General features: G+C 75.2%; 19 protein-coding genes. 10 read left to right on the forward strand and 9 right to left on the reverse strand.

The window, feature by feature from the left end; translation table 11 throughout:
- Positions 1–30 precede the first annotated feature (30 nt).
- On the reverse strand, positions 31–1734 hold the full coding sequence (locus ML5_RS25260; RefSeq protein WP_013476687.1) for a sugar ABC transporter permease: 1704 nt from the start codon (positions 1732–1734) through the stop codon (positions 31–33).
- A gap of 107 nt (positions 1735–1841) precedes the next feature.
- Here ML5_RS25260 and ML5_RS25265 point away from each other — a divergent pair, with 107 nt between their 5' ends.
- Positions 1842–2771, forward strand: a complete 930-nt coding sequence (locus ML5_RS25265) for a diacylglycerol kinase family protein (RefSeq protein WP_013286469.1) — start codon at positions 1842–1844, stop codon at positions 2769–2771.
- Between the two features lie 3 nt (positions 2772–2774).
- Here ML5_RS25265 and ML5_RS25270 read toward each other — a convergent pair whose 3' ends face one another.
- Together ML5_RS25270 and ML5_RS25275 are read right to left on the reverse strand one after the other, a co-directional pair.
- Positions 2775–3035: a hypothetical protein gene (locus ML5_RS25270; RefSeq protein WP_013476688.1), complete on the reverse strand. Its 261-nt coding sequence runs from the start codon at positions 3033–3035 to the stop codon at positions 2775–2777.
- Positions 3036–3045: 10 nt separating this feature from the next.
- The gene (locus ML5_RS25275; protein WP_013286467.1) at positions 3046–3444 is read right to left on the reverse strand and encodes a DUF2267 domain-containing protein; all 399 of its coding nucleotides are present in this window, start codon (positions 3442–3444) and stop codon (positions 3046–3048) included.
- Between the two features lie 112 nt (positions 3445–3556).
- Here ML5_RS25275 and ML5_RS25280 point away from each other — a divergent pair, with 112 nt between their 5' ends.
- The 3 genes from ML5_RS25280 to ML5_RS25290 all read left to right on the forward strand — a co-directional run bounded on the left by ML5_RS25280 (position 3557) and on the right by ML5_RS25290 (position 6395).
- Positions 3557–4309 carry a dienelactone hydrolase family protein gene (locus ML5_RS25280; RefSeq protein ID WP_013476689.1) on the forward strand — a complete coding sequence of 251 codons (753 nt, stop codon included), beginning with the start codon at positions 3557–3559 and terminating at the stop codon, positions 4307–4309.
- Between the two features lie 64 nt (positions 4310–4373).
- The gene (locus ML5_RS25285; RefSeq protein ID WP_013286465.1) at positions 4374–5672 is read left to right on the forward strand and encodes an aromatic acid exporter family protein; all 1299 of its coding nucleotides are present in this window, start codon (positions 4374–4376) and stop codon (positions 5670–5672) included.
- Between the two features lie 9 nt (positions 5673–5681).
- Positions 5682–6395, forward strand: a complete 714-nt coding sequence (locus ML5_RS25290) for an RraA family protein (RefSeq protein ID WP_013286464.1) — start codon at positions 5682–5684, stop codon at positions 6393–6395.
- Positions 6396–6400: 5 nt separating this feature from the next.
- Here ML5_RS25290 and ML5_RS25295 read toward each other — a convergent pair whose 3' ends face one another.
- From ML5_RS25295 to ML5_RS25320, 6 genes are all read right to left on the reverse strand, one after another.
- Complete coding sequence (locus ML5_RS25295; RefSeq protein ID WP_013286463.1) at positions 6401–7027, reverse strand: response regulator transcription factor; 627 nt, start codon at positions 7025–7027, stop codon at positions 6401–6403.
- Entirely contained in the window at positions 7024–8241 is a 1218-nt protein-coding gene (locus ML5_RS25300; protein ID WP_013476690.1) for a sensor histidine kinase, read from the reverse strand. Before ML5_RS25300 ends, ML5_RS25295 begins: the two co-directional genes overlap by 4 nt.
- Positions 8242–8355: 114 nt before the next feature.
- Positions 8356–9288 (reverse strand): hypothetical protein, encoded by a 933-nt coding sequence (locus ML5_RS25305; RefSeq protein ID WP_013476692.1) that lies wholly within the window; start codon positions 9286–9288, stop codon positions 8356–8358.
- 105 nt (positions 9289–9393) lie between these two features.
- Positions 9394–10581, reverse strand: coding sequence for a DNA polymerase IV (gene dinB, locus ML5_RS25310; protein WP_013476693.1), 1188 nt, complete (start codon positions 10579–10581; stop codon positions 9394–9396).
- Between the two features lie 96 nt (positions 10582–10677).
- A complete protein-coding gene (locus ML5_RS25315; RefSeq protein ID WP_013476694.1) occupies positions 10678–13863 on the reverse strand; it encodes a penicillin acylase family protein in 3186 nt (1061 codons plus the stop codon).
- 259 nt (positions 13864–14122) lie between these two features.
- Positions 14123–15256 (reverse strand): N-acetylmuramoyl-L-alanine amidase, encoded by a 1134-nt coding sequence (locus ML5_RS25320; protein WP_013476695.1) that lies wholly within the window; start codon positions 15254–15256, stop codon positions 14123–14125.
- 223 nt (positions 15257–15479) lie between these two features.
- Between ML5_RS25320 and ML5_RS25325 the strand changes: the two genes are divergently transcribed.
- The 6 genes from ML5_RS25325 (at position 15480) to ML5_RS25350 (ending at position 22688) form a co-directional block, all read left to right on the forward strand.
- Positions 15480–15926, forward strand: a complete 447-nt coding sequence (locus tag ML5_RS25325) for a thioredoxin family protein (RefSeq protein ID WP_232236745.1) — start codon at positions 15480–15482, stop codon at positions 15924–15926.
- Positions 15927–16041: 115 nt separating this feature from the next.
- Complete coding sequence (locus tag ML5_RS25330) at positions 16042–16482, forward strand: DUF4395 domain-containing protein (RefSeq protein WP_013476696.1); 441 nt, start codon at positions 16042–16044, stop codon at positions 16480–16482.
- A gap of 41 nt (positions 16483–16523) precedes the next feature.
- Positions 16524–18311, forward strand: coding sequence for a hypothetical protein (locus tag ML5_RS25335; RefSeq protein ID WP_013476697.1), 1788 nt, complete (start codon positions 16524–16526; stop codon positions 18309–18311).
- Positions 18312–18625: 314 nt separating this feature from the next.
- The gene (locus tag ML5_RS25340; RefSeq protein WP_013476698.1) at positions 18626–20260 is read left to right on the forward strand and encodes a serine/threonine-protein kinase; all 1635 of its coding nucleotides are present in this window, start codon (positions 18626–18628) and stop codon (positions 20258–20260) included.
- Positions 20261–20314: 54 nt separating this feature from the next.
- Positions 20315–21589, forward strand: coding sequence for a hypothetical protein (locus ML5_RS25345; RefSeq protein WP_013476699.1), 1275 nt, complete (start codon positions 20315–20317; stop codon positions 21587–21589).
- Positions 21590–21662: 73 nt separating this feature from the next.
- Positions 21663–22688 (forward strand): hypothetical protein, encoded by a 1026-nt coding sequence (locus ML5_RS25350; protein WP_013476700.1) that lies wholly within the window; start codon positions 21663–21665, stop codon positions 22686–22688.
- Positions 22689–22782 lie beyond the last annotated feature (94 nt).

The raw sequence follows: 22782 nt of genomic DNA on the forward strand, positions 1-22782 counted from the left end.
CGCCGTCACCGGCCGTAATCGGGGGTTTCCCTACGCGGTGACCTTGCGGACGGACGGATCCGCCCCGGCGGGCGTCGGCTGCACGTCGGTCGGCCGCCCGACGCGGATCGCGAGCCGCTCCAGGTAGCCGACCATGAGCGCGGCGAACAGCAGCACGTACAGCACCAGCAGGGGAAGCGGCATGACCAGGCCCAGCGGAGGCCCGCCGTCGGCGCCGAAGCGGCGGTCGGCGAGCATCTGCACCAGCACCGGCGCGGTCATGCTGTCCGGACCCCGGCTCACGAGCATCGCCCACAGTGGCGCCTGGGCGTGCGCCAGCCAGGTCGGCAGCGCGGTCACGGCCAGCATCGGCAGCGCCGGCAGGAGCAGCGTACGGCCGGTGCCGCCGCCGGAGCGCCACCGGGCGTGCTGGCCCCGGAAGAGCAGCGTGAACGCGAACAGCGCGGGCACCGACAGCCAGACCGGCGGGACCAGGCCGAGGAACGAGCCCAGCTGCCCGGACTCCTGGGTGCGCTCGTAGCCGGCGATTGCCAGCGGGCCGACGCCGACGAACAGCCACGGCGCGAACGGCACCAGCAGCAGCTCGCTGAAGCGCCCCAGCGGGCGCAGCGCGCCGATGCCGAACCCGGCGAGCGCCGCGACGCCCACCGCGACGAGCGTGGACAGCAGCGGCGGCAGCCAGGTGTTGACGAGCACCGTCGAGGTCTCGACCGCGGCCGGTAGACGCCCGGTGCCGGAGGAGGAGTTCCGCAGCCACGGCAGCGACGCCCAGACGGTCACGCCGACGACGACCAGGAGCGCGACCGCGACCAGCGCGGCGAACAGCGGCCGGCGGCCGGGGGAGGACTCCGCCGCCCCGACGGCCGGCCGGTCCCGCCAGCCGTCGAACTCGATCCGCAGCCGGGTGGCCAGGACGAGCCCTGCCGCGGCCAGCCCGAGCATCCCGAGCAGCACCAGCAGCAGCGTCGACGTGGCGGATCCGAGACCGAAGCGCATCGTCCGGAAGGCGCCCTGCACGGTGGCGAACACCGGGGTGGCGGAGTCCCCGCGCGGCCCGCCGGCGGTCAGCAGCGCCGGGGCGGCGTACGTCTGCAGGGCGGTGGCGAGAACGCCCAGGGTGAGCAGCCCGCCGACGGCGAGCACGGCGGACGCGGGCCGGTCGCCGGGCTCGCGGCGGCGCAGCGCGCTCAGGTACAGCGTCGCGGCCACCGCGACGACCAGCCCGAACGTCACCTGCGCCAGTGCCGAGGTGAGGAACAGCCGGGGGGACTGCAGGTCCCGGGCGAGGGTGCCGTCCTCGATGCCCTCGGCGCGCAGGCCGAGGAGCACGGCGACCGGCGCGTACGCGGCGAGCGGCAGTGCGAGCACGCCCCGTGTCACCAGGCGGGCGGCCCGGCCGGCCCGGTCGGCGAGGACCGCGAGCAGCGGCGCCGCGATCAGCGCCACCGCAAGCGGGACCAGGCCGAGCAGCACCGCGAACCCGATCTGCCCGACCACCCCGTCGGTGAAGGCGGCCTCGTAGTTCGCCGTGCCGACCGACTCGCCCGAGCGGCGCGGCCCGTCCGCCTGGAAGCTGCGGGCCGCAGTGGACAGCGTGGGCAGGACGTACGACCAGACCCAGGCGATCACCGCCGGAACGGTCAGCGCCAGCCCGATCAGGACTCGCGACGGCCGGTACGGCGGCGTGGGCGGGGGCACTGGTGCTGTCGCCTGCGGCGCGGCCGGCTGACTCATCTGGACATCCACCCTCGAAGATCGACGATCATGGCCGTCGCGACGATAACCGATGTCGTCCACCCGTGCGCCGATCCGTCGCCGCCGCAGCGGATAGGGTCGCAACCGTGCGGACCAAGCAGGAGCTGTCGACGGCGATCCGGGAACGACGGCGGGCGGCGCTCGTGGTCAACGCCCACTCCCGCCGCGGCCGCCGGCTGTACGACACCGTGCACGCACGCCTGCGGGCGGCCGGTTTCACGCTGCTCGGCGCGTACCCGGTGGACCGGCCCGGCGAGCTGGACCGGGTACTCGCCGAGGCCGCCGACCTCGGGCCGGACCTGCTGGTCACCGGCGGCGGCGACGGCACCGTCGGCGCGGCGGCCCGGCTGCTCGCCCACCGGGACGTCGCGATGGGCCTGCTGCCGCTGGGCACCACTAACAACTTCGCCCGCACCGTCGGCGTCCCGCTCGACCTGGACGCGGCGATCGCGGTGCTCACCGACGGCAAGGTGATCGACGTCGACCTGGGCCTGATCGGTGACACCCGGTTCACCAACCACGTCGGGATCGGGCTGTCCGCCGACATCATGCAGGCCGCGCCGCCGGGGCTGAAGCGGGTCGTCGGGCGGCTCGCGTACCCGCTGACCGGGCTGGGGCTGCTCGCCCGGCACCGGCCGCTGGCCGTGACGGTCCGCGCCGAGGGCCGCGAGCACACGTTCACCACCCACCAGGTGTACGTGGCCAACGGCGGCTTCCACGCCGGCCGGCCCATCACCGCCGACGCCACCGCCGACGACCGGCTGCTGGTCGCGTACCCGGTGGGTGGGCCGACCCGGCGCGGGCTGCTGCGCGAGACGGCGCGCAACGCGGCGGCCGGCCACCGCCGCACCCTCGGCGACGAGCCGTTCCTGGCGGTACGCCAGCTGTGGCTGGACACCGACCGGCCGGCCCGCATCGAGGTCGACGGCGAGCCGTACGGGCAGACGCCGGTCCGCATCGGCCTGGACCCGAACGCGTTGCGGCTGATGGCCCGGGCGGACAGCCCGGATCACTGACCGTCAGGCCCAGTGCTCCTCGTCGGGCAGCGGGATCTCCGTGTTCTGCTCCACCGCGTCGGCGGCGGTGAGGTCGTCGCGCACCGACTCGCCCAGGCCGGCCCGGTCGCTCGGCGGGCGCAGCACGCCCTGCTCGGCCAGGTCCGCCTCGCTCGCCTCGGGCACCGCCGCGTCGACCGTGTCGGGCGGCCCGACGAGCGTCTCGTCCTGCCGCTGCTCCTGCGCGTCGGCCTCGGGCGGGCGGCGCAGCGCGTCCTCGCTCATCGCGTCCCCGTCACGCCGAGCGCCGTACGTACGGGGCGCTCTGGTCGGCCACGTCGCCGTACTCGGCCGGGAGCTGCCCGACGACCTGGGCGTAGACGGCCGGGTCGACGGCGTCGCGCAGTACGTCGAAGACCGCCGTGACCCCGTCCCGGGCGGCGTCCACGTCCACGTCGGCGCGTCCGCTCACCCGCTCCACGAACACGTCGAGCCCGAACGGCTCGGCGTCCTCGGCCGGGCCGAACGCGTACGCCCGCAGCGCCTCCGGCAGCCGGTCGGCGAGGTCGCGGGCCTCCCCGCCGTCGATGCGCTCGGCCAGCGTGGTCAACGTCGCCCGGGTGATCGCGGTGGCCTGCTCCGCGGACGCGCCGCACCGCTGGGCCACCGCGCCGATGAACTGGTCCTGGTCCATCTCGCCGCCTTCCTCCGCCGGGATCGCCGGATTCCCACGCTGGACCTCCGCAAACGGCCGCCGGGCCGGGGGGTAGCCTGCAGCGCGGAACCCGCAGCGAGGAGGCCCGGCAGTGCAGCCGACGACCGTGGACGTGCCCACCCCCGACGGAACCGCCGACGCTTACCTGGCCACGCCGGGGACCGGCGGGCCCTTCCCGGCCGTGCTGCTGTTCATGGACGCGTTCGGGCTGCGGCCCCGGGTCGCGGAGATGGCCGCCACGATCGCCGAGCGCGGGTACGTGGTGCTCGCCCCCAACCTGTTCCACCGCGCCGGGCGCGCCCCGCTGATCGACCTCGGCGCGCTCGCCGACGACAGCCGCCGGGGCGCCCTGTTCGAGAGCATCGGGCCGATGATGGCCGCGTTGACGCCGGACGCGGTGGCCCGCGACACGGCCGCCTACCTGGACTTTCTCGCCGCCCGTCCGGACGTCGCGCCGGGTCCGGCGGCGATCACCGGCTACTGCATGGGCGGCACGAACGCGCTGCGCGCCGTCGAGGCGCTCCCGGACCGGATCGCCGCGGTGGCCGCGTTCCACGCCGGCCGGGTGGTCACCGACGCCCCGGACAGCCCGCACCTGGCCGTCGGCGCGGTGACCGGCGAACTCTACTTCGGGCACGCCGACGCCGACCCGTCGATGACCGCCGAGCAGATCGCCACGCTGGAGAAGACGCTGGACGCGTCCGGGGTGACCTACCGCTCCGAGGTGTACGCCGGCGCCCGCCACGGCTACACCCAGTCGGACACCCCGATGTACGACGAGCAGGCCACGCAGCGGCACTGGACGGCGCTGTTCGACCTGCTCGACCGCACGTACCGCCGCTGACCCGCCCACGGCGCGCGGGAGCGCGGCAGACGATTCACCGGCCCGGAGCCGGGTAACCGCCGTCATGACCGACCGCCGCGCCGACACCGTCCGCTCGCCCCTGGACCGGGCGGTCGAGCGGGGCGGTCTCGCGCTCTCCCGGGCCCGCGCCCAGGGCGGCGCGGCCGGCCGGAACCGGCTGCGCCAGCTGGAGATCACCGTGGTGATCTCCGCGCAGGCCGGGCTGGCCGCGGCGCTCGCCGCGCTGCTCGCCCAGGAGCTGCTCGGCTCCGGCGCGCACGTCTTCGCTCCCGCCGCCGCGGTCGGCACCATCGCCACCGCCATCGGCCAGCGCGCCCGTCGCACGTTCGAGCTGCTCGTCGGCGTCGGCCTCGGCATCGTGGTCGGTGACCTGCTGCGCGCGCTGCTCGGCAGCGGTTCCTGGCAGACCGGCCTGGTGGTCACGCTCGCCATCGCCACCGCCCTGCTGGTGGCCGGGCGCGGCGGCGCGCTCGTCGGCCAGGCCGGCGGCACGGCGGTGCTGATCGCCACGCTCGCGCCGGTGCAGCCCGGCCTGGAGCTGCCCCGCATCTTCGATGCGCTGGTCGGCGGCCTGGTCGGTCTGTTCGTGGTGGCGCTGCTGCTGCCGGTCAACCCGATCCGCGTGCTGGACCGGGCGGTGGAACCGGTGGTCGCCCGGCTCACCGAGCAGCTCGACGCCGTCGCCCACGCGCTGACCCGGCGGGACGCCGACGCGGCCCAGCGCGCCCTGGAGGACCTGCGCGGGCTCGAACCGGACATCGGGCGGCTCAACGACGCGCTCAGCGGGGCCGAGGAGGTGGTCACCATCGCGCCGGCCCGCTGGCACCGCCGCGCCCAGTTCCACAGGTACGCCGACGCGACCCAGCACCTCGAACGGCTGCTCCTGTACGCCCGCTCGATCGCCCGCCGCTCCGCCACCGCGTTGCAGTACGACGAGCCGATCCCGCCCGCGCTGCCCGACGCGGTGGCCCGCCTCGGCGAGGCGGTGCGGGAGCTGAAGCGGGCCTGCAAGTCCGGAGAGGATCTGGAACGCACCCGGGAGCTGGTCCGGCAGGGCGCCGAGCTGGCCGGGCGCGCCTGGTCGCAGGGCGTGCGCACCTACGGCGAGGCGATGATCAGCGACCTGCGGACCGGGCAGAGCGAGCTGCTGCGGGCCACCGGCTGCCGGCCCGAGGACGCCAACGGCACAGTGCGCCGGGCCGCCGGGGCGGGGGAGGCGGAGGCGCGCCCGCCGGTCCGGGCCCGGATGAGCCGGCCGGTCCCGCGCCGGCCCGCCGGACGGCACCAGCCGAAGGCCACCGGGCGTGAACTGGCACCTGCCCGAGCCGGTCCGGCTGGTTAGCGTCGGCGCATGGACATCCGTCAGGACGCACCGGCCGCCCGCTTCGCCGCGCTCACCACCGCGCACGTCGCCGACGCCTGCCTGCGCGCCGGTGTCCCCGTCCGCTGCGCCCCGGCCGCCGTCGTCCCGGTGCTGCCCGGGCGGCGCCTGGCCGGCCGGGTCCGCCCGGCCCGGCACGCCGGCAGCGTGGACGTCTTCCTGGAGGCGATCGAGCAGGCCGCCGAGGGGGACGTGCTCGTCGTCGACGACGGCGGGCGCACCGACCGGGCCTGCGTCGGCGACCTGGTGGTGCTGGAGGCGCGGGCCGCCGGCCTGGCCGGGCTGGTGGTGTGGGGCGCGCACCGGGACACCGCGGACCTGGTCGCGGTCGGGCTGCCGGTGTTCAGCCTCGGCGCCACCCCGAGCGGGCCCCTGGAGCTGGACCCGCGTCCGGACGGTGCGCTGGAGCACGCCATGGTCGGGCCGTTCACCGTCGGCCCGCAGGATCTGGCGCTGGCCGACGACGACGGTGTGCTGTTCGTACCCGCCGATCGGGCCGGGGAACTGTTCGACCTGGCCGAGTCCATCCGGGACACCGAACGGCGGCAGGCCGACCGGATCCGGGCCGGGGAGTCGCTGCGCGCGCAGGTCGGGTTCGGCGCGTACCTGGCGGCCCGGGAGGCGGACCCGGCGCTGACGTTCCGGGCGCACCTGCGGGCGGTGGGCGGCGCGATCGAGGAGTGACCGGGTCAGCCGCCGCGCGCCCACAGCGCCAGGCGTACCCGGTTGGCGCTGCCGGTCTTGGTCATCAGGCTGGTGATGTGCGTCTTCACCGTGGTCACCCCGATGTGCAGCCGGTCGGCGATCTCGGTGTTCGACAGGCCGTCGGCGACCAGGTCCAGCACGTCCTGTTCGCGCGCGGTCAGGTCGGCCGTCCGCCGGGGCGCGCCGGCGCGGGCGTGCACCGCGCGTTCGACCAGCCGGCGCAGGACGTCCGGGCTGAACGGGCTGTCCCCGGCGGCGGCGCGGCGGACGCCGTCGAGCAGGTCGGCCGGGGGCGCGTCCTTGAGCAGGAACCCGCAGGCACCGGCGGTGAGCGCGGGGTAGAGGTGGTCGTCGTCGCCGAACGTGGTGAGCACCATGATCCGGGTGGCGGGCCGGTCGGCGAGGATCCGGCTGGTCGCGGTGATCCCGTCGACGCCGGGCATCCGCAGGTCCATCACCACCACGTCGGGTCGCAGCCGCGCGGCGAGGGCGACCGCGTCCCGGCCGTTGTCGGCCTCGCCGACGACCTCGAGGTCGGGCTGGGCGTCGCAGAGCATCCGCAGGCCGGCCCGGATGAGGTGCTGGTCGTCGACCAGCAGCACCCGGATCACGCCGGCTCCGGCGTGCCCGCCCGGGGCCGGGGCGCCCGGTGGGCGGACTCGGCCGGGGGCAGCACGGTCCGGACCCGCCAGCCGGACCCGGTGGGCCCGGCCTCCAGTCGCCCGCCGAGCACCTCGACCCGCTCCCGCATCCCGACGATGCCGTGGCCGCCGCCGGTGGGCACCCCGGCCGGCGCGGCGCCCCGCCCGTCGTCGGTCACCGTCCAGTGCACCGCGCCGTCCTCGACCGACACGGTCAGGTGTGCGCGGGCCGCCGCGCCGGCGTGTTTCGCCACGTTCGTCAACGCCTCCTGGGTCAGTCGCAGCACCGCCTGGCCGCGTACCGCGTCGAGCGTGCCGACCGCGGGGTCGATGTCGGCCTCCACCACGACGCCTGCCTGCCGGGCCCGGTCGACCGCCGCGCCGAGCGCGGCCGGCAGCGCCGTCGGCTCGATCGCGGTCAGGGCGGCGTCGCCGCGGAGGCCGTCCGGGTCGCGCAGCACCGCCACCAGCCGCCGCAGGTCGGTCAGGGCGGCCGTGCCGGTGGCGTGCACGTCGTCGAACACCTCGCCGACCCGGGGGTCCAGGTCCGGCAGCACGTGCCGGGCCACGCCGACCCGTAGCACCATCGACGCGACGTGGTGCGCGAGCACGTCGTGCAGTTCCCGGGCGATGGCGCCGCGCTCGTCGGCACGGGCCGCCCGGCTCTCCGACTCGCGCCGTCGCCGTTCCGCCTCGGCCCGCTCCTCGACCTGCCGCCCGAGTTCCCGGGTGGTCCGCACGACCAGCCCGAGCAGCAGCGGCAGGCCGACGGTGACGGCCAGCCCGAACAGGCCGGTGAGCGCCGCGCGGACCGGTTCGCCGATCAGGCTGGTCAGGTCGACGACGGCGAGCAGCCCGGCGCCCAGCCAGACGGTGCGGGGCCGGGTGGCCCGCATCGTCAGCTCCAGCAGCGCCCAGCTCGCACCGACCTGGTTGATCATCACGTCGTCGACCAGGACGAGCGCGGCGACCAGCAGGACCGCCTGGATCAGCAGGTTCAGCAGCGGACGGCGGTGGCACAGCAGCGCCAGCACGAACGCCGGGACCGCCAGCGCCCACTGCGTACCGGTGGCGGCCGGGCCGCCGTGCGCGCCGAAGACCAGGTAGCCGATGCCGCTGAGGTCCAGCAGCAGAATCCGCGCGAGCGTGTCGCGCGCGTCGAACAGCCGACCGACCCAGGCCACGGCGTCAGCCTAGGCAACCGGTGCGGCCGGAGGCCACCGCGTTCACCGGCCGCCGCCACCCGCCCGGCGGTCCGAGGTGGACCGCCGGGCCGAGCGGGCCGGAGACCGTGGTGCTCATCCGACCAGCACCACACCGGTACGCGGGCTGCGGCGGGCCAGCACCAGCGTGGTGGCCGTCGCCGTGGCCGCCACCAGCACCCCCGCCGCGGCGAGCGTGAGCGCGTCCGGGGCCACCAGCGGCTGCCCGCGCAACGCCTGCCCGGTCACCAGCAGGGTGAGCCCGGCGTACGCGGCGCCGCCGACGAGCACCAGCCGGGCCCGGGTCAGCTCGTCCAGCCGCGCGCCGAGGAACCGGTCGAGCAGGATCGCCAGCAGCGGCAGCGCCTGCAACGCGTGCATCCCGACGAAGTGCCCGACGCGCAGGTCACCGCCGGTGGTGCTCCACCCGAGCAGCGGCAGCCCCGGGCCGCCGTCGGGCACACCGACGCTGTGCGCGCCGCTGATCCCGGCGGCCGCGCCGGCCGGGCGCTGCACCACCATCGGGAACGCGACGAGCATGCCGAGCAGGGACACGGCGAGACCGAGCCGGACCGCGTGCCCGCCGGCCCGGTCCGGAAGGGACCGGCGGGCCAGCACGACCGCCAGCACGAACTGGGCCGCGAACAACACGGTGATCGCCACGCCCATGACGTCGAACAGCACCGCGTTCAGCGTCGTGGTGCCGTTGAAGTGACTGGTGGTGCCCCGGAGCACCTGACCCACGATGACGACCATCTCCAGCACGGACATGGCCACGATCACGGTGGCGGCCCGCTCGGCCGCCCGGCTGCGTCGTGGCAGCAGGGACAGCATCCAGGCGAGCGTGACGCCGTAGAGCACGAACGAGATCGCGAACTTCAGCGGCTTGAGCCAGATGGGCGCGCCGGTGAGCACGCGCGGGTCGGCCACGACGCCGACCGCGGCGACGACGGTGAGCACCGCCATCGCGGACACGAGGAGCATCAGGGGGCGGTGCCATCCGGCCGCCCGGTTCCGCAGGGTAGTCATGCCTGTAGATGCTCGTGACGGGCCGGGCCGGTCGCGCCCGCCCGGAGGCCGCACCCGCGGCCACGGGTCGGAGCCCGTCTCCTACTCCGGGAGGAGGCCGGGCGGTCAGTCCGGCAGCCGGGGCATCTCGACGCCCGGGTCGCGGCCGAGCAGCACGCCGCGGGTCAGCGCCCGCGAGCCGAAGCGGTCCCGCACCGCGTCGACGGCGGCGTCCAGCGCCGGGCCGGGTTCGGCGGTGAACGGCAGGGTGAGCTGGGTGTGCCCGCTGCCCAGGTTGCCCACCGACACGCCGAGAAGCGTGACGCCCCGTTCCGCGATCTGCGGCAGCGCGGCGCGCAGCAGGTCACGGGCGGCGGCCCGCAACGGCCCGGTCTGCGCGGTCGGCTCGTCGATGGTGTGCGACCGGGTGGCCCGCGTGTAGTCGGCGAAGCGCAGCCGCAACGTCACCGTGCGGCCGGTGCGCCGGGCCGCGCGCATCCGCCCGGTGACCCGGTCGACCAGCCCGGCCAGCACCGCGTCCAGGTCGGCGGGGGAGTGCGGGCCGCGTCCCAGCGCGTGCTGCGCGCCCATCGAGGAGCGGCGGCGGCCCACCTGCACCGCCCGGGGGTCGCGGTTGTGCGCCAGGGCGTGCAGGTGCCGCCCGGCGCCCGCGCCGAGCAGCGACACCAGCGCCGGCTCGTCCAGCCGGGCCACCTGCCCGACGGTACGGATGCCGCGGTCGCGCAGCCGCGCGGCGGTGACCGGGCCGACGCCCCACAGCCGTTCGACAGGCAGCGGGTGCAGGAACGCCAGTTCCCGGTCCGGCTCGACCACCAGCAGCCCGTCCGGCTTCGCCACGCCGCTGGCCACTTTCGCCAGGAACTTCGTCCGGGCCACGCCGACGGTGATCGGCAGGCCGACCTCGCGGCGTACCCGTTCCCGCAGCGTGGCCGCGACGGCGGCCGGCGCTCCGGAGAGCCGCCGCAGCCCACCCACGTCGAGGAACGCCTCGTCGATGCTGAGCCCTTCGACGAGCGGGGTGGTGTGCCGGAAGATCTCGAACACCGCCCGGCTGGCGGCCGTGTACGCGGCCATCCGGGGCGGCACCACGATCGCGTCCGGGCAGAGCCGCCGCGCCTGCCGGCCGCCCATCGCGCTGCGCACGCCCCGGGCCTTGGCCTCGTAGCTGCACGCGAGCACCACGCCGCCGCCGACGATCACCGGCCGGCCGCGCAGCCGGGGGTCGTCGCGCTGCTCGACCGAGGCGTAGAACGCGTCCAGGTCGGCGTGCAGGATGGTGGCCTCGCTCGACACCCCGCCATCTTCGCACACGTGTTCGAATCGACGGTGTTGACCTGCCCGGACACGACGACCGGCCGGCGGGAGTCCCCGTCGGCCGGTCGCGTGCGGTCACCGTCCGTAGACCTCGAACTCGTAGAGCGAGAAGCCGTACGAGGTGGCCCGCGTGACGCCGTACATCCGCACGTAGCGTGCGCTGACCGGGGCGAACGTCACGTTGTCGACGCCGCCGTTGCCGGCGGTGGTGCTGAACACCGGCTGCCAGGAGTTGCCGTCACCGGAGACCTCGATCCGGTAGCCGGTGGCGTACGCGGCCTCCCACCGCAGCACCGCCCGGCTGATCGTCCGGGCCGATCCGAGATCCACCCGCAGCCACTGGTTGTCGTTGTAGCTGCTGGCCCACCGGGTGCCGAGACTGCCGTCCACCGCCTTCGCCGGGGTGTTGCTGGTCAGGAACTGCGTGCTGGACGCGGTGGCGGTACGGCCCTGCGCCAGGTTGGTCACCGCGTCGCCCCGGCGCGCCGGGAACGAGACGACCTGCTGGTACGTGGGCCGGTTCTGCCAGGCGATCAGCGGGTGGGTGATGCCGCCGAGCCCGGACTGGGCGATCGAGTCCGCGCACCACTGGTCGCCCGCCCCGCAGGACGAGTCGCCCGGGTAGACGGTGGTCGCCGGCGCCGCCGCGGCCTGACCGAGCGTGTCGAGCAGCGACTGCCGGCACGCGCCCAGGTTGCCGTTGCCGCAGTACGTGCGTCCGAGCCCGCCGGCCACCGGGTCGCCGAGCACGGCCCGCAGGTCCTTGTCGACGTAACCCCACCAGCCGTACTGGAACGCCGAGCCCTTGTGGGCCTGGCCCTGCGCCGCCCAGTTCACGGTGCCGTCGCGGGCGCCGTTCTGGCCGCCCGAGGGCGCCTCGTTGACCTGGAGGGCGCCGACGAGCGCGCCGTACAGGTCGGGGCCGAGCCCGGGACGGAACTGCGCCGAGGTGAGCAGCGGCCACCAGGCGTCGAAGATCCGGATGGCCTCGGCGTGCTGGTAGACCTTCGAGCCGGGTGACGTCTCCACCCGCCGCGACCCGGCCTGCTGCCAGGCCCGCAGCTTGGTCACCGCGGCGGCCAGCGCCGGGTCGGTGACCGGCGTGCTGTCGAGCACCCGCAGCAGTTCGCCGAGGACCTGCTGGCCGCGCAGGTCGGTCACCGCCGCCTCGGCGGTGATCCGCACGATGTCGGCGCGGCCGACCTTGCGCTGGGCGATCGCCGCGCGCACCGGACCGTCGAGCAGCTGACCCCGGTGCACCGCGCCGTAGCTGAAGTTGCCGTCGGCCGCGCCGAAGTCACGCGCCTGCTTGTTGTTCCAGCTGACGTAGTAGTCCTGGTTGACCGACTGCGGGTGGGCCGACGCCGGGGCGTACGTGGCGTCGTTGGTGTCCGGGTTCCAGCCGGCCCACTCGTACGCCGGCTCCGCCTTCGCGGGCAGGTTCGGGTCGAGCCCGGACGGGCGGACCGGGTTGGAGCCGGAGTTGTAGTACGCCGCCTCGGTCGAGTTGACGTAGAACCAGTTGAACGCGTACCCGACGCTGGCCGCGGACGCCTGGAACGCCGCCGCGCTGCCCATCGCCGCCGGGTCGTTGTACGCCTGGAAGCCGATCGCGGAGTCGGCCTCGTGCCGGTAGGTGGAGCGCAGCTTGGTGAACGCGGTGGGCTGCCCGTTCACCAGCCCGCGGTAGGCCACCAGCCCGTACTTGGTGCGCAGCGAGCGCAGCGTGTACGCGCCGGCCGGGGTGGAGTCGGCGAGCGTCGGCGACCAGGAGTTGCGCTTCTCCAGCACCTCCATGGCGAGGCACTGGCCGCGGTAGAGGTAGCTGTTGGAGCGCAGTGTCGGCGCGCTGCCGTCGGTGGTGCACAGCGGCACGGCGTACGTGTCGGTCAGGTCCTGGGAGGCGGAGGTGGCGCTCCACGCGTAGTCCTGGCCGCGGCCGAGCAGCACGTAGAGGTTCAGCCCGGCGAACGCCGCGCCGCGTGCGCTGATGCCCGGCCCCTGGAGTTCCTGGAGCATGAGCAGTTGCGGCGCGAAGTAGCCGGTCTGCGGGCCGAACACGGCCACCGGGTTGCCGGTGGTGGTGTGCCGGCCGGAGACCACTACCGCGTTGGACATGCCGTGCGCCCGCAGGTTAAACAGGCCACCGACCAGGTCCTTGGTGGCGGCGCTGCTGCCGGTGCGGGCGGCGGCTCCGCCGGTGGCGTCGTACGCGAGCGGCTCGGCGACCACCGTCCCGGCGTCCGGCAGCACCGCGCTGGTCGCGCCGGGCGGCGTCGCGCCGTACGGGAAGCTCTGCCCGTCGTGCAGCGTCAGCACGGTCTCCGGGTCGTTCTGCGAGCGGAACGCCGTCCAGACCCGGTCGCCCTCGGTCGGGCCGTACTTGGCCCGGGCGGCCACCCGGACCAGCGCGGACTGCATCTCGCTGCCGCCGCCCCCGCCGAACAGCCCGCCGATGACACCGGCGGTGGCGATCAGGTCGGTCATGGTGAAGTGCTTCGGCTTCCCGGCGCCGGTGAGCACGTACTCGCCGGGGTAGTTGTCGTCGGCGATCGACTTGTCGATGTAGGCGTTGATGCCGGCGATGTAGTCGACGACGTCGGTGTAGAGCTGCTGGCCCCGGGTGCCCTTGAGGCGCAGCGCGTCGACCTGGGCCTGGAGGTCCGCCTCGGTGTAGGGCGAGTTGGCCCAGACGCTCTGCTCCAGCTCCCGGTTGCCCGGCGCGCCGCCGGCGAACGAGCTGACGTTGCCGCGGCCGACGTGCCGCAGCAGGTCCATCACCCAGAGCCGGTCCTGGGCGCCGGCGTACCCGGCGCCGAACATGGTGCCGGCGCGGGTGGTGCCGGTGACGTGCGGGACGCCGGTGGCCTTGTCCCGCACGATGGTGACGTCCGAGCGTGGCGAGATCCTGCTCTCGACCTGGGCGTCGGGGACGCCGAAGGAAGCGTCGTTGTAGAAGTGGGCGATCTGCTCGTCGGTCAGCCCGGCGTAGTTGTAGACCAGGTTGGCGTACTCGTCGAGCTGGTCGCTGGAGTGCGCGGGACGGGTGCCGAGCGCCTGGTGGGCCAGGATGCCGGCGAGTGTGGCGTTGCCGTTCTGCCCGGGGGGCAGGATGTCGGCGCACTGGCCGAGGCAGTAGTCGTCGGGGGTGAACGTGGTGGCGGCGAGCGCCGGTGCCGGCGCGATGACCGTCAGGACGCTCGCGGTGAGGGCGGCGGCGGTGAGCGCCGCGAGGCGGGCACGGATGGCGGGTAATGGCATGGCGATCCTCCGGGGGACGCGGAGTAGGGCCGTTCGGTACGCCCGGCTGACGGCGTCTCGGCCTCCGCGCCCGGGCGTTCTGCCCGGAGGTGAGAATGACTCATATCTATCTGCGGGCAATGATCGGCGCACCACCGCCGTCCGGGATAGCCGTCGTTCACCAGTCGTCAATGCCGACGTTTCGTCGCGTTCCATCCCGCAACGACGCGGTGGGGGTGGCGCCGTTGCCACCCCCACCGCTCTCCCCGCCGGTGCGCCGTCAGTGCTTGCGGAACGACTGGCGCACCACACCCCCCACGAGCGCGCACCAGGTAGTGGTGCTGATCTTGCCGTTGGGCGGTAGTCCGTGCAGGCGCTGGAGGTCCTTCACCGCAGTGCGGGTGGCGTGGTCGTACTCGCCGGTCGGGGTGACCTCGGCGTAGCCCTTGGAGGCGAGCATGAACTGCGCGGCCACCACCGGGACGCCCGACGACTTCTGGTCCAGCTCCGGGGCCAGGGTCTCCCACGTCGGCGCCGTGAGCGTGGCGTCGACGTCGACCGGGATGCCGTTGCGCGCCTGCCAGTCCTGCACGGCCGCGACCGTGGCCGCGTCGAACACGCCCGTCACCGGCACGGTGTAGCCGCGGAACGTGAGCAGGTACTGCGCGACCCGGACCACCGGGCCGCCGACGAAGCGCCAGATGTCCGGCCAGCGGCGGGCCGGCACGTCGCCCAGCTTCGTGCCGAGCTTCTTGAACACCGCGCGGCGCAGCGCCGGGAACTCCCGGTAGAACATCGCGCCCGGGCAGAGCGTGGCGCGGAAGTCCCAGTGACCGAAGACGTCGTGGGCGTGCAGCCCGTACTGCCGGCAGATCGCTGTGCACAGCCGGGCGAGGGAGTTGAGCAACTCCTCCGGCGGCGTCTCGGAGACGTAGGTGCCCTCGTTCTCGATGCCGATGGCCCGCCCGTTCTCGCCCGGGCAGTGCGCGGCGATCATCTGCCGGTCGCCGGCGCGCAGCCGGTCCAGGCTGCCGTGGCGTCCCTCCAGGACGTGACCGCCGCGGCTCACAGTGAAGTGCTGCCCGGTGTCGGACCAGCCGTTGCCGTCCATGTGCAGGTCCTGGCAGTCGCGGGCGAGCTGCTTGGCGTGCTCCTCGGAGTAGTCCGTGACGTTCGGGAACGCCATGTGGTGCACGATGATCTTGTTGGTCGGGATCGCGCTCACCGACAGCGGGTCGGCCGGCGGCCGGGCGGCCCACTCGTCGCAGCTGATGATCCAGTCGAGGTCCGCGCCCGGCGCGGCCTGCGCGGTGCCCGGCAGGGCGAGCTCACTGCCGACGACCGCGACCGCGGCGGCGCCGAGACCGGCCCGCAGCAGCGTACGGCGGTCCAGCTCGGGGTGGTCGAAGTGCATCTCGCCTCCTCGATGGCCCGGCCGGCGCCGGGCGATGTAAAGGAACTGCAACGACTGCGCGCGTGGTGGAGAATATTGCCAAGCTCGCGCGGCGCGCCAGAGGACAAAAGCGACGTTCACCGGCCGGTGAGCCGGTTGCTCCTACCACCGGAGTAGGCGATCTCACGTCCGCTGACCGGGACGGACCATGGCCTTCCGCGACCCGCCGTGGCAGCCTGGGCCCGTGCAGTCGCCCAGCCCGACCGGGATCGTCGTGCTCGTCGCGGTGCTCGCGGCCGCCACCGCGTTCGGCTGGTGGCGCCGCCGCCACGACGGGCGGCTGCGCGCCGTCCGGAAGCGCCCACCGGGCGCCGACGCGCCGCACCGGGCCACCCTCACCGCCCTCGGGGTACGCCCCGGCGAGGTCACGCTGGTGCAGTTCTCCGCCCCGGTCTGCGCGCCCTGCCGGGCCGCCCGCCGGGTGCTCGCCGACGTCGCCGCCCGCCTCGACGGGATCGCGGTGCTGGAGGTGGGCGTGGACGAACACCTCGACGCGGCCCGGGAACTGGACGTGTGGCGTACCCCGACGGTGCTGGTGGTGGACGCCGCAGGCCGCGTGGTGCGCCGGGCCGCCGGCGTGCCCGACCGCGACGACCTGATCGCCGCGCTCACGGCCGGGGCGGCGCGATGACCGGCGTACGGCTGACCCGCCGCCGGGTGGTGGACCACGGCCGGCTCGCCACGAGCCTCTGTGCGGCGGCGCGTCCCGCCTGACCGACCGCCCCCCGCACGAACGGACCCACCCCATGCTGCTCGACCCCCGGGGACCGCGCTTCGCCGCCGTCCTCACCACAGTCGTCCTCGCGATCGTCCTCGTCACCGGCTCCGGGCTGCTCCTGCTCGCCCAGGCCGTCGTGTTCGCGCTCACCGCCCTGAACCCGCGCGTCGGCCCGTACGGCCTGCTGTTCCGCGCCCTGGTGGCGCCCCGGCTGGACCCGCCGGCGGAGCTGGAGCCGGTCGCGCCGGTGCGCTTCGCCCAGGTCGTCGGCCTGGTCTTCAGCGTCGTCGGCGCGGCCGGCTGGTTCGCCGGGCTGCCCGCGCTCGGCCTGGCCGCCACCGGCGCGGCGCTGGCCGCCGCCTTCCTCAACGCCGCGTTCGGGCTCTGCCTCGGCTGCGAGGCGTACCTGACGATCCGGCGGCTGGCCGGACGCCCGCTCGCCGCCCGGGTGGCGGTGCCCCCGCGCTGAGCTTCCGCCCGTACGCTGGCCCCGGCGGACGGGGGAGTGGCATGGCGGGTCGAGGGCGGCTGGACCGGCGCAGCGTGCTCGTCGCCGCGGGCGGGCTGGCGGTCGCCGGGATCGGCGTGCCGATCGGGCTGGCCGCCACGAACGACGGGCCGCCGCCCCCGCCGCGCGGCCGGCGGCCGGTCAGCATGGCGATGCACCTGCACGCCTCGTTCAGCGAGGGCGTGGCCAGCTACGCCGCCCACCTCGACCAGGCCCGCCGCAACGGCGTCGACGTGCTGTGGTGGACCGACCACGACTTCCGGGTGGCCGCCCACGACCACCGCCGGGTCGTCCACTTCGACGGCCCGGAGGAACGCGAGGGCGGCCTCGCCTGGACCTGGCAGCCCGCCGCCGAGGGACGGCTGACCGCCTCGGCCGCCGACTTCGTGGACGCGCCGGACGCCCCCGACGGCCCGGGCCGCGCGCTGCGCCTCACCGCCGCCGGTTCCGGCACCCTCTGGTACGCGGGCAAGGCGTGGAACTGGACGCACACCGCCAACATCTCCGACACCACACTGCATCTCGACGTACGCCCCGAAGCGGCGGGCCGGCACGCCACGCTCACCGTGGAGCTCGCGCTGTCGCACCACCCGGCCGGACCCGGCCGGCCCGCCGGGCAGCTCGTGCTGCGCTACCGCCTCGGCGGCGTGGACGCGGTCCGGCACACTGTCGACGGCCGGCACGGCACCGTCGAGCTGCCCGCCCCGCCCGGCGCCTGGCGGCGGCACACGTTCGATCTGCTCGCCGACGTGCGGCGGCTCTGGCCCGACCTGGTCGCCGGGGACAACTCGCTGCGCGGGCTGCGCCTCGGCGTGACAGCGGCCGGCGGTGGGCGCGGCGCGTACCTGGTGGACCGGCTCGTCTTCGACCGCGCCCGCCGCGCCGGCCAGGCGGGCGAGGAACTGCGCGCCGAGGTGCTGCGCGGCTACGACGGCGCGTACCCCGGCGTCACCCACCACCGGGCGTACGAGGTGTCGATGGTGCGGCACCTCAACTGGTTCGGCGGCGACGGCACGCTGCCGCGCTTTCCGTCCCCGCCGTACCGGGACAACGACGTCGACGCCACCGAGCGGATGGTGGAGTTCCTGCACGCGCACGGCGGGGTGGTGTGCTGGAACCACCCGCTGGACACCGAACGCCGCGAATCACTGGCCCGCCTGCTGGTCAGCCGGAACGCGCTCGGCGTCGACCTGATCGAGATCGGACGCCGGCCGGTCGAGGACCACCTCTGGGCGTACGACGTGGCGGCCCGCAACGCGATCCCGCTCACCGCCGTCGGGGTCACCGACGACCACGACGGCACCGACTGGCGGGCCGGCCGGGACCGCAACGTCACATCCGTGTGGGCTGCCTCGACCGGCCGGGACGACCTGGTCGCGGCGCTGCGCGCCGGGCAGGCGTGGTTCGCCGACCTGACCGGCTACCGGGGCGCGCTGGACCTGGAACTGGGCGGCCGCAGCGCGATGGGCGCGCTCGCCCTGCTCGCCGAGGACACCGTCACGGTGCGGCTGCGCGCCACCGACCTGCCGGCCGGGGCCACGCTGGAGACGGTCACCGGCGACGTCGACCGGGCCGGTGTCGCGGACCCGACACCGGCGGTCCGGGTCGGGCAGGTCCCCTGGCGGCAGCTGCGGCAGGGCTGGCACGACCTGCCGGTGCGCGTCGGCGCCGGCACGTACGTCCGCACCCAGGTCCGCGACCGCGACGGCGAGATAGTGGGCGCGAGCAACCCCCTCTGGCTGCTCCGCACCCCGCCCCCCGCAGGCATCCCCGCACCCCGCCGCTTCTGACCCGCGCCCCCTCTCCCGCCCGCTCCCGCCGTGCCCCCTCTCCGTCGATCATGAAGTTGTCGGCGGGATCCGTCCTCTTTGTCCCTGTCAACTTCATGATCGACGAGGTGACGGCTGTTGCCGGGGTCTGGTAATCGTGACGGTGTGTCCGATACCGACCACCTGCCGCGCGGCGCAGCGCCGCGCGGGGAACCGGGCGCCGACCGGCGTCCGGAAACAGCCGTTGCGGCGATGGCCGTCGGCTGCGCCACGGTGAGAGTGACGAGCGAGGCGGCGTCCGACATCCGCCCGTGGGACGCCGTGGAGTCTGTCGCATGAGCGGCTGGGAACTGTCCGGATACACCCCGGTCCGCCGGCTCGGTGCCGGCGCGTCGGGCAGCGTCGTGCTCGCCACCCACGACGCGACCGGCACCCCCGTCGCGATCAAGTACCTGATCCGCGACCTGGGCGAGGACTCGGCGTTCCGGACCGCGTTCCGCACCGAGGCCCGGCTCCTCGGCGAGATCGACGACCCGCACGTCAGCCGCCTCTACGAGTACGTGGAGAGCCCGTACGGCGCCGCCATCGTGATGGAACTGGTCGACGGCGTCTCACTGCGCCAGATGCTGCGCGAACACGGCCCGACCACACCCGAGGCCGCGCTCTGCGTCCTCAAGGGCTCACTCGCCGGCCTGGCCGCCGCACACACCCACGGCGTCGTGCACCGCGACTACAAACCGGAGAACGTGCTGGTCACCGGCACCGGGCTGAGCAAACTCGCCGACTTCGGCATCGCCATGCCGATCGGCCAGGGCTCCGACACCACAGTGTCCGGCACGCCCCGCTACATGGCCCCCGAGCAGTGGACCGGCGCCCCGGCCGGCCCCGCGTGCGACGTCTACGCCGCCACCGCCACGTTCTTCGAGTGCCTCACCGGCCGCCCCCCGTACCAGGGACCGGACCTGCTCTCCCTGCGCGACCAGCACGCCAGCGCGCCGATCCCCGCCGAGGCGGCACCCCCGCCGGTGCACGAACTGCTGCGCCACGGCATGGCCAAACGCCCCGACGAGCGCCCGCCGTCCGCCGAGGCGTTCCTGGAGCTGCTGGAACGGGTCGCCGGAACCGGCTACGGCCCGGAATGGGAGGAACGCGGGCTGCGCGAGCTGGCCCGGCGGTCATTGCTGCTGGCCGCGCTGTGGCCGTTCCCGGACCGGGCCGAGGGCGCCACCGCCGTCGCGCACACCGAACTCGGCACGACCACCACCGGCCGGGGCGGACGGTTCCGTAAGGGCCGCACCCGTACCGTCCTCGCCGCCGGTGCCCTGGCCGCCGCCGTCCTGGCCGGCGGCGCAGGCTACAGCTACGCCGCCCACGACGACACGTCCGCCGCGGGCCCGACCGGCCCGGCGAGCGCCGCCCCCGCCACCACCGGCGCACCCGTACCGGACCCGACCGGCGCCGAGACACCCAGCCCGTCACCGACACCCGGCCCGTCCACCGTGTCCGCCGCGCCGCCACCTCCCGCGCCGTCGGCCACCCCCGATCCGACCGGGACGCCGACCCGAACCGGCACACCCACCCCCAGCGCGTCGCGCACCACCAGCCCGCCGCCACCGGACGTGACAGCGCCGGTCGTGGACGGCGTGAGCGCCGACCCGGGCGAGCTGGACCCGAAGGGCTGCCCCTACGGCGCCAAGAGCAGCACCGTCACCGCCACCGTCACCGACGACCGCAGCGGCCCGGCCGCGCTCACGGTCACCTTCGTCTACACCGTCGACGGCGCCACCGGCACGATCCGGATGGCCGCCGCCGGGCGCGGCGTGTTCACCGGCACGCTCGGCCCGCTGTCCACGCCCAAGCGCAGCGCCCGCATCCCCATCCGGGTCACCGCCGCCGACGCCGCCGGCAACACGACCACCTCGACGTCACCGGTGTACGTGACGCTCTACCACGACTGCACCCCCGGCTAGGAGTACGACAGTGCCCGCTGCCCCGCACCGCAGCCCGTCCCGGGGACGGTCGGCGTGACCCGCCCCGACGAGCCCACCGAGGCGCTGCCCACCCGCGCCCTGCCGCTCACCGGCGACGCGGACGCCGCCGAGCCCACCGTTCATCTCACCCGGCCCCGAGCCGACGCCGACTCGACGGTGCCGCTCGCCGTCATGCAGGCGGAGCCGGCTGCCGAGGGTGGGGAGCCGACGACGGCACTGGTCATCGAGAGCGCGGAGCCGACCGTCCGGCTCGCCGTCGACACCCCTGCGGCGACCGGCAGGTCGGAGCCCACCGTCCACCTACCCGGGGCGGGGGCCGCCCAGCCACCCACCGCCGAACCCACAGTCCACCTGACGGCGATCCCCGGCGGAGACGACCGCACCGCAGACCTCGCCGCCTCGGCCACGGCGACACCGCCCGATGCCGAGCCGACCGTGCACATGCGCCCAGGCCGGGCAGACGACACAGGTGAGGCGACCGTTCACTTCGTGGCGGCTCCGGACAGCAGGGCGGGGGAGCGGACAGTGAGTCTGAGTCCGGCCCTCGACGGCTCGGCGGGCGAGGCGACGGTCCAGATGCGCCCGTCAGCCGGAAACGCGACCGGACAGGCCACCGTCCACCCGCGTCCGAGCGCGGAACCGCCCCAGCGCCCCGGCGCGGAACCGACCGCATCGTGGCAGCCCACCGCCTCCTGGCAGCCCACCGGCGTACCGCATCAGGGTCACACCACCGGGACGGCGGCGACCGGCGCCGGGGCGTACCCGGATCGGACCGGCCACGCGCGGGCGGTGAGTGGCGTGCCGGCCCCGGGCGGTGAGCTGCGCTTCGGGCCGGGCGTGCCGGCGACGCCGCCGCCCGCGCCGCCCTGGCCCACCGCGCCGCCGATCCGGCCGCGTCCGGCCTGGCGTCGCGTCGTCTCGGTGCTGTCCACGCTGCTCACCGTGGTGCTGCTGCTGGCTGTCGGCCTCTACCTGTGGCAGCGGCTGCGCCCGCTGGAGGTCGAGGGGGTCACCGTCGCGGTGCCCCGGCCGGCCGGTGTCGCCTGCGACGTGACTGTCGACGTGGTGGCCACCGTGCGCACCAACGGGCGCGGCGGAACGATCCGGTACCAGTGGTTCCGCTCCGACGCGCCGCCCGGCGCCGTGCTCACCGAACGGGTCGGCAGCGGGCAGCAGACCGCCGCGCTCACCCTCAAGTGGACGTTCACCGGGGTCGGTACGACCACCGGCATCGCCACCGTCAACATCGTCGAACCGACGACGGCGCAGGCCAGCACCCGCGTCGTCTACCGCTGCCCCGGAGGCTGACCGCGTTTCCGCGCGCGCCCGTCCGGGTAGCCCCACCCGAACAAACCTGGACCACGCACGTGGAGGCCCTTCGATGAGAGACAACTTCGGGGACGCGGTGGGCGACGCGTTCCGTTCGGTGATGCTGTTCCTGCCCAAGGCGGTCGCGTTCGCCGCGATCCTGGTCGTCGGCTGGCTGATCGCCAAGGCCGTGCTGAAGCTCGTGGACAAGGTGCTGGAGCGGGTCCACTTCGACCGGGCCGTCGAGCGCGGCGGGATCAAGACCGCGCTGGCCCGCTCGAAGTACGACGCCAGCGACATCGTCGCGAAGCTTGCCTACTACGGGGTGCTGCTGGTCACGCTCCAGCTCGCGTTCGGCATCTGGGGCCCGAACCCCATCTCCGACCTGATCGCCGGCGTGATCGCCTGGCTGCCCCGGGCGTTCGTCGCCATCGTCATCGTGGTGGTCGCCGCGGCCATCGCCCGCGCGGTGAAGGACATCATCTCCAGCGCGCTCGGTGGCCTCTCGTACGGCCGGGTGCTGGCGAACCTCGCCTCGGTGTTCATCCTGGGCCTCGGCGTCATCGCCGCGCTCAACCAGATCGGCGTCGCCACCACCGTCACCACCCCGGTGCTGATCGCGGTGCTCGCCACCGTGGGCGGCATCCTGGTCGTCGGCGTCGGCGGCGGGCTGGTCCGGCCGATGCAGAGCCGCTGGGAGAACTGGCTGACCCGGGCCGAGGAGGAGTCGCGCACCATCGCCACGCACGCCCGCGCCTACCAGGCCGGCCGGCGCGACGTCGAGGCCCGGCTCGCCGCGACCGGCCCGTACGCGGAGTCCGAGCTGACCCAGCCGGTGAGCCGCGACGCCGAGGCGGACCGCACGCAGCCGGTGCCGGCGTACCCGGCCACCCCGTCGACCACGGCCGCCGCAAGTGAGGACCCCACCGAGCCGGTGCCGTCGCAGGCGGGCGCGGAGGCCACGCAGCACATTCCGGCGTACGCGGACTCCGAGCGCACCCAGCCGACCACGCCGCGCCAGCCGACCGCCGAGCAGGCCGCGGACAACGAGGCCACCATGGTCATTCCGCAGGCCGACGTGGAGAAGTTCCGCCGCTGACCCGAACAGCGGAGACGAACCGGGGCGGGACCACACGGTCCCGCCCCGAATTCGTGCCCGCCGGGGGACCACCCGGGCGCCTCGCGGCGGATAG

This window comes from Micromonospora sp. L5 (assembly GCF_000177655.2).
Lineage (GTDB): Bacteria > Actinomycetota > Actinomycetes > Mycobacteriales > Micromonosporaceae > Micromonospora > Micromonospora aurantiaca.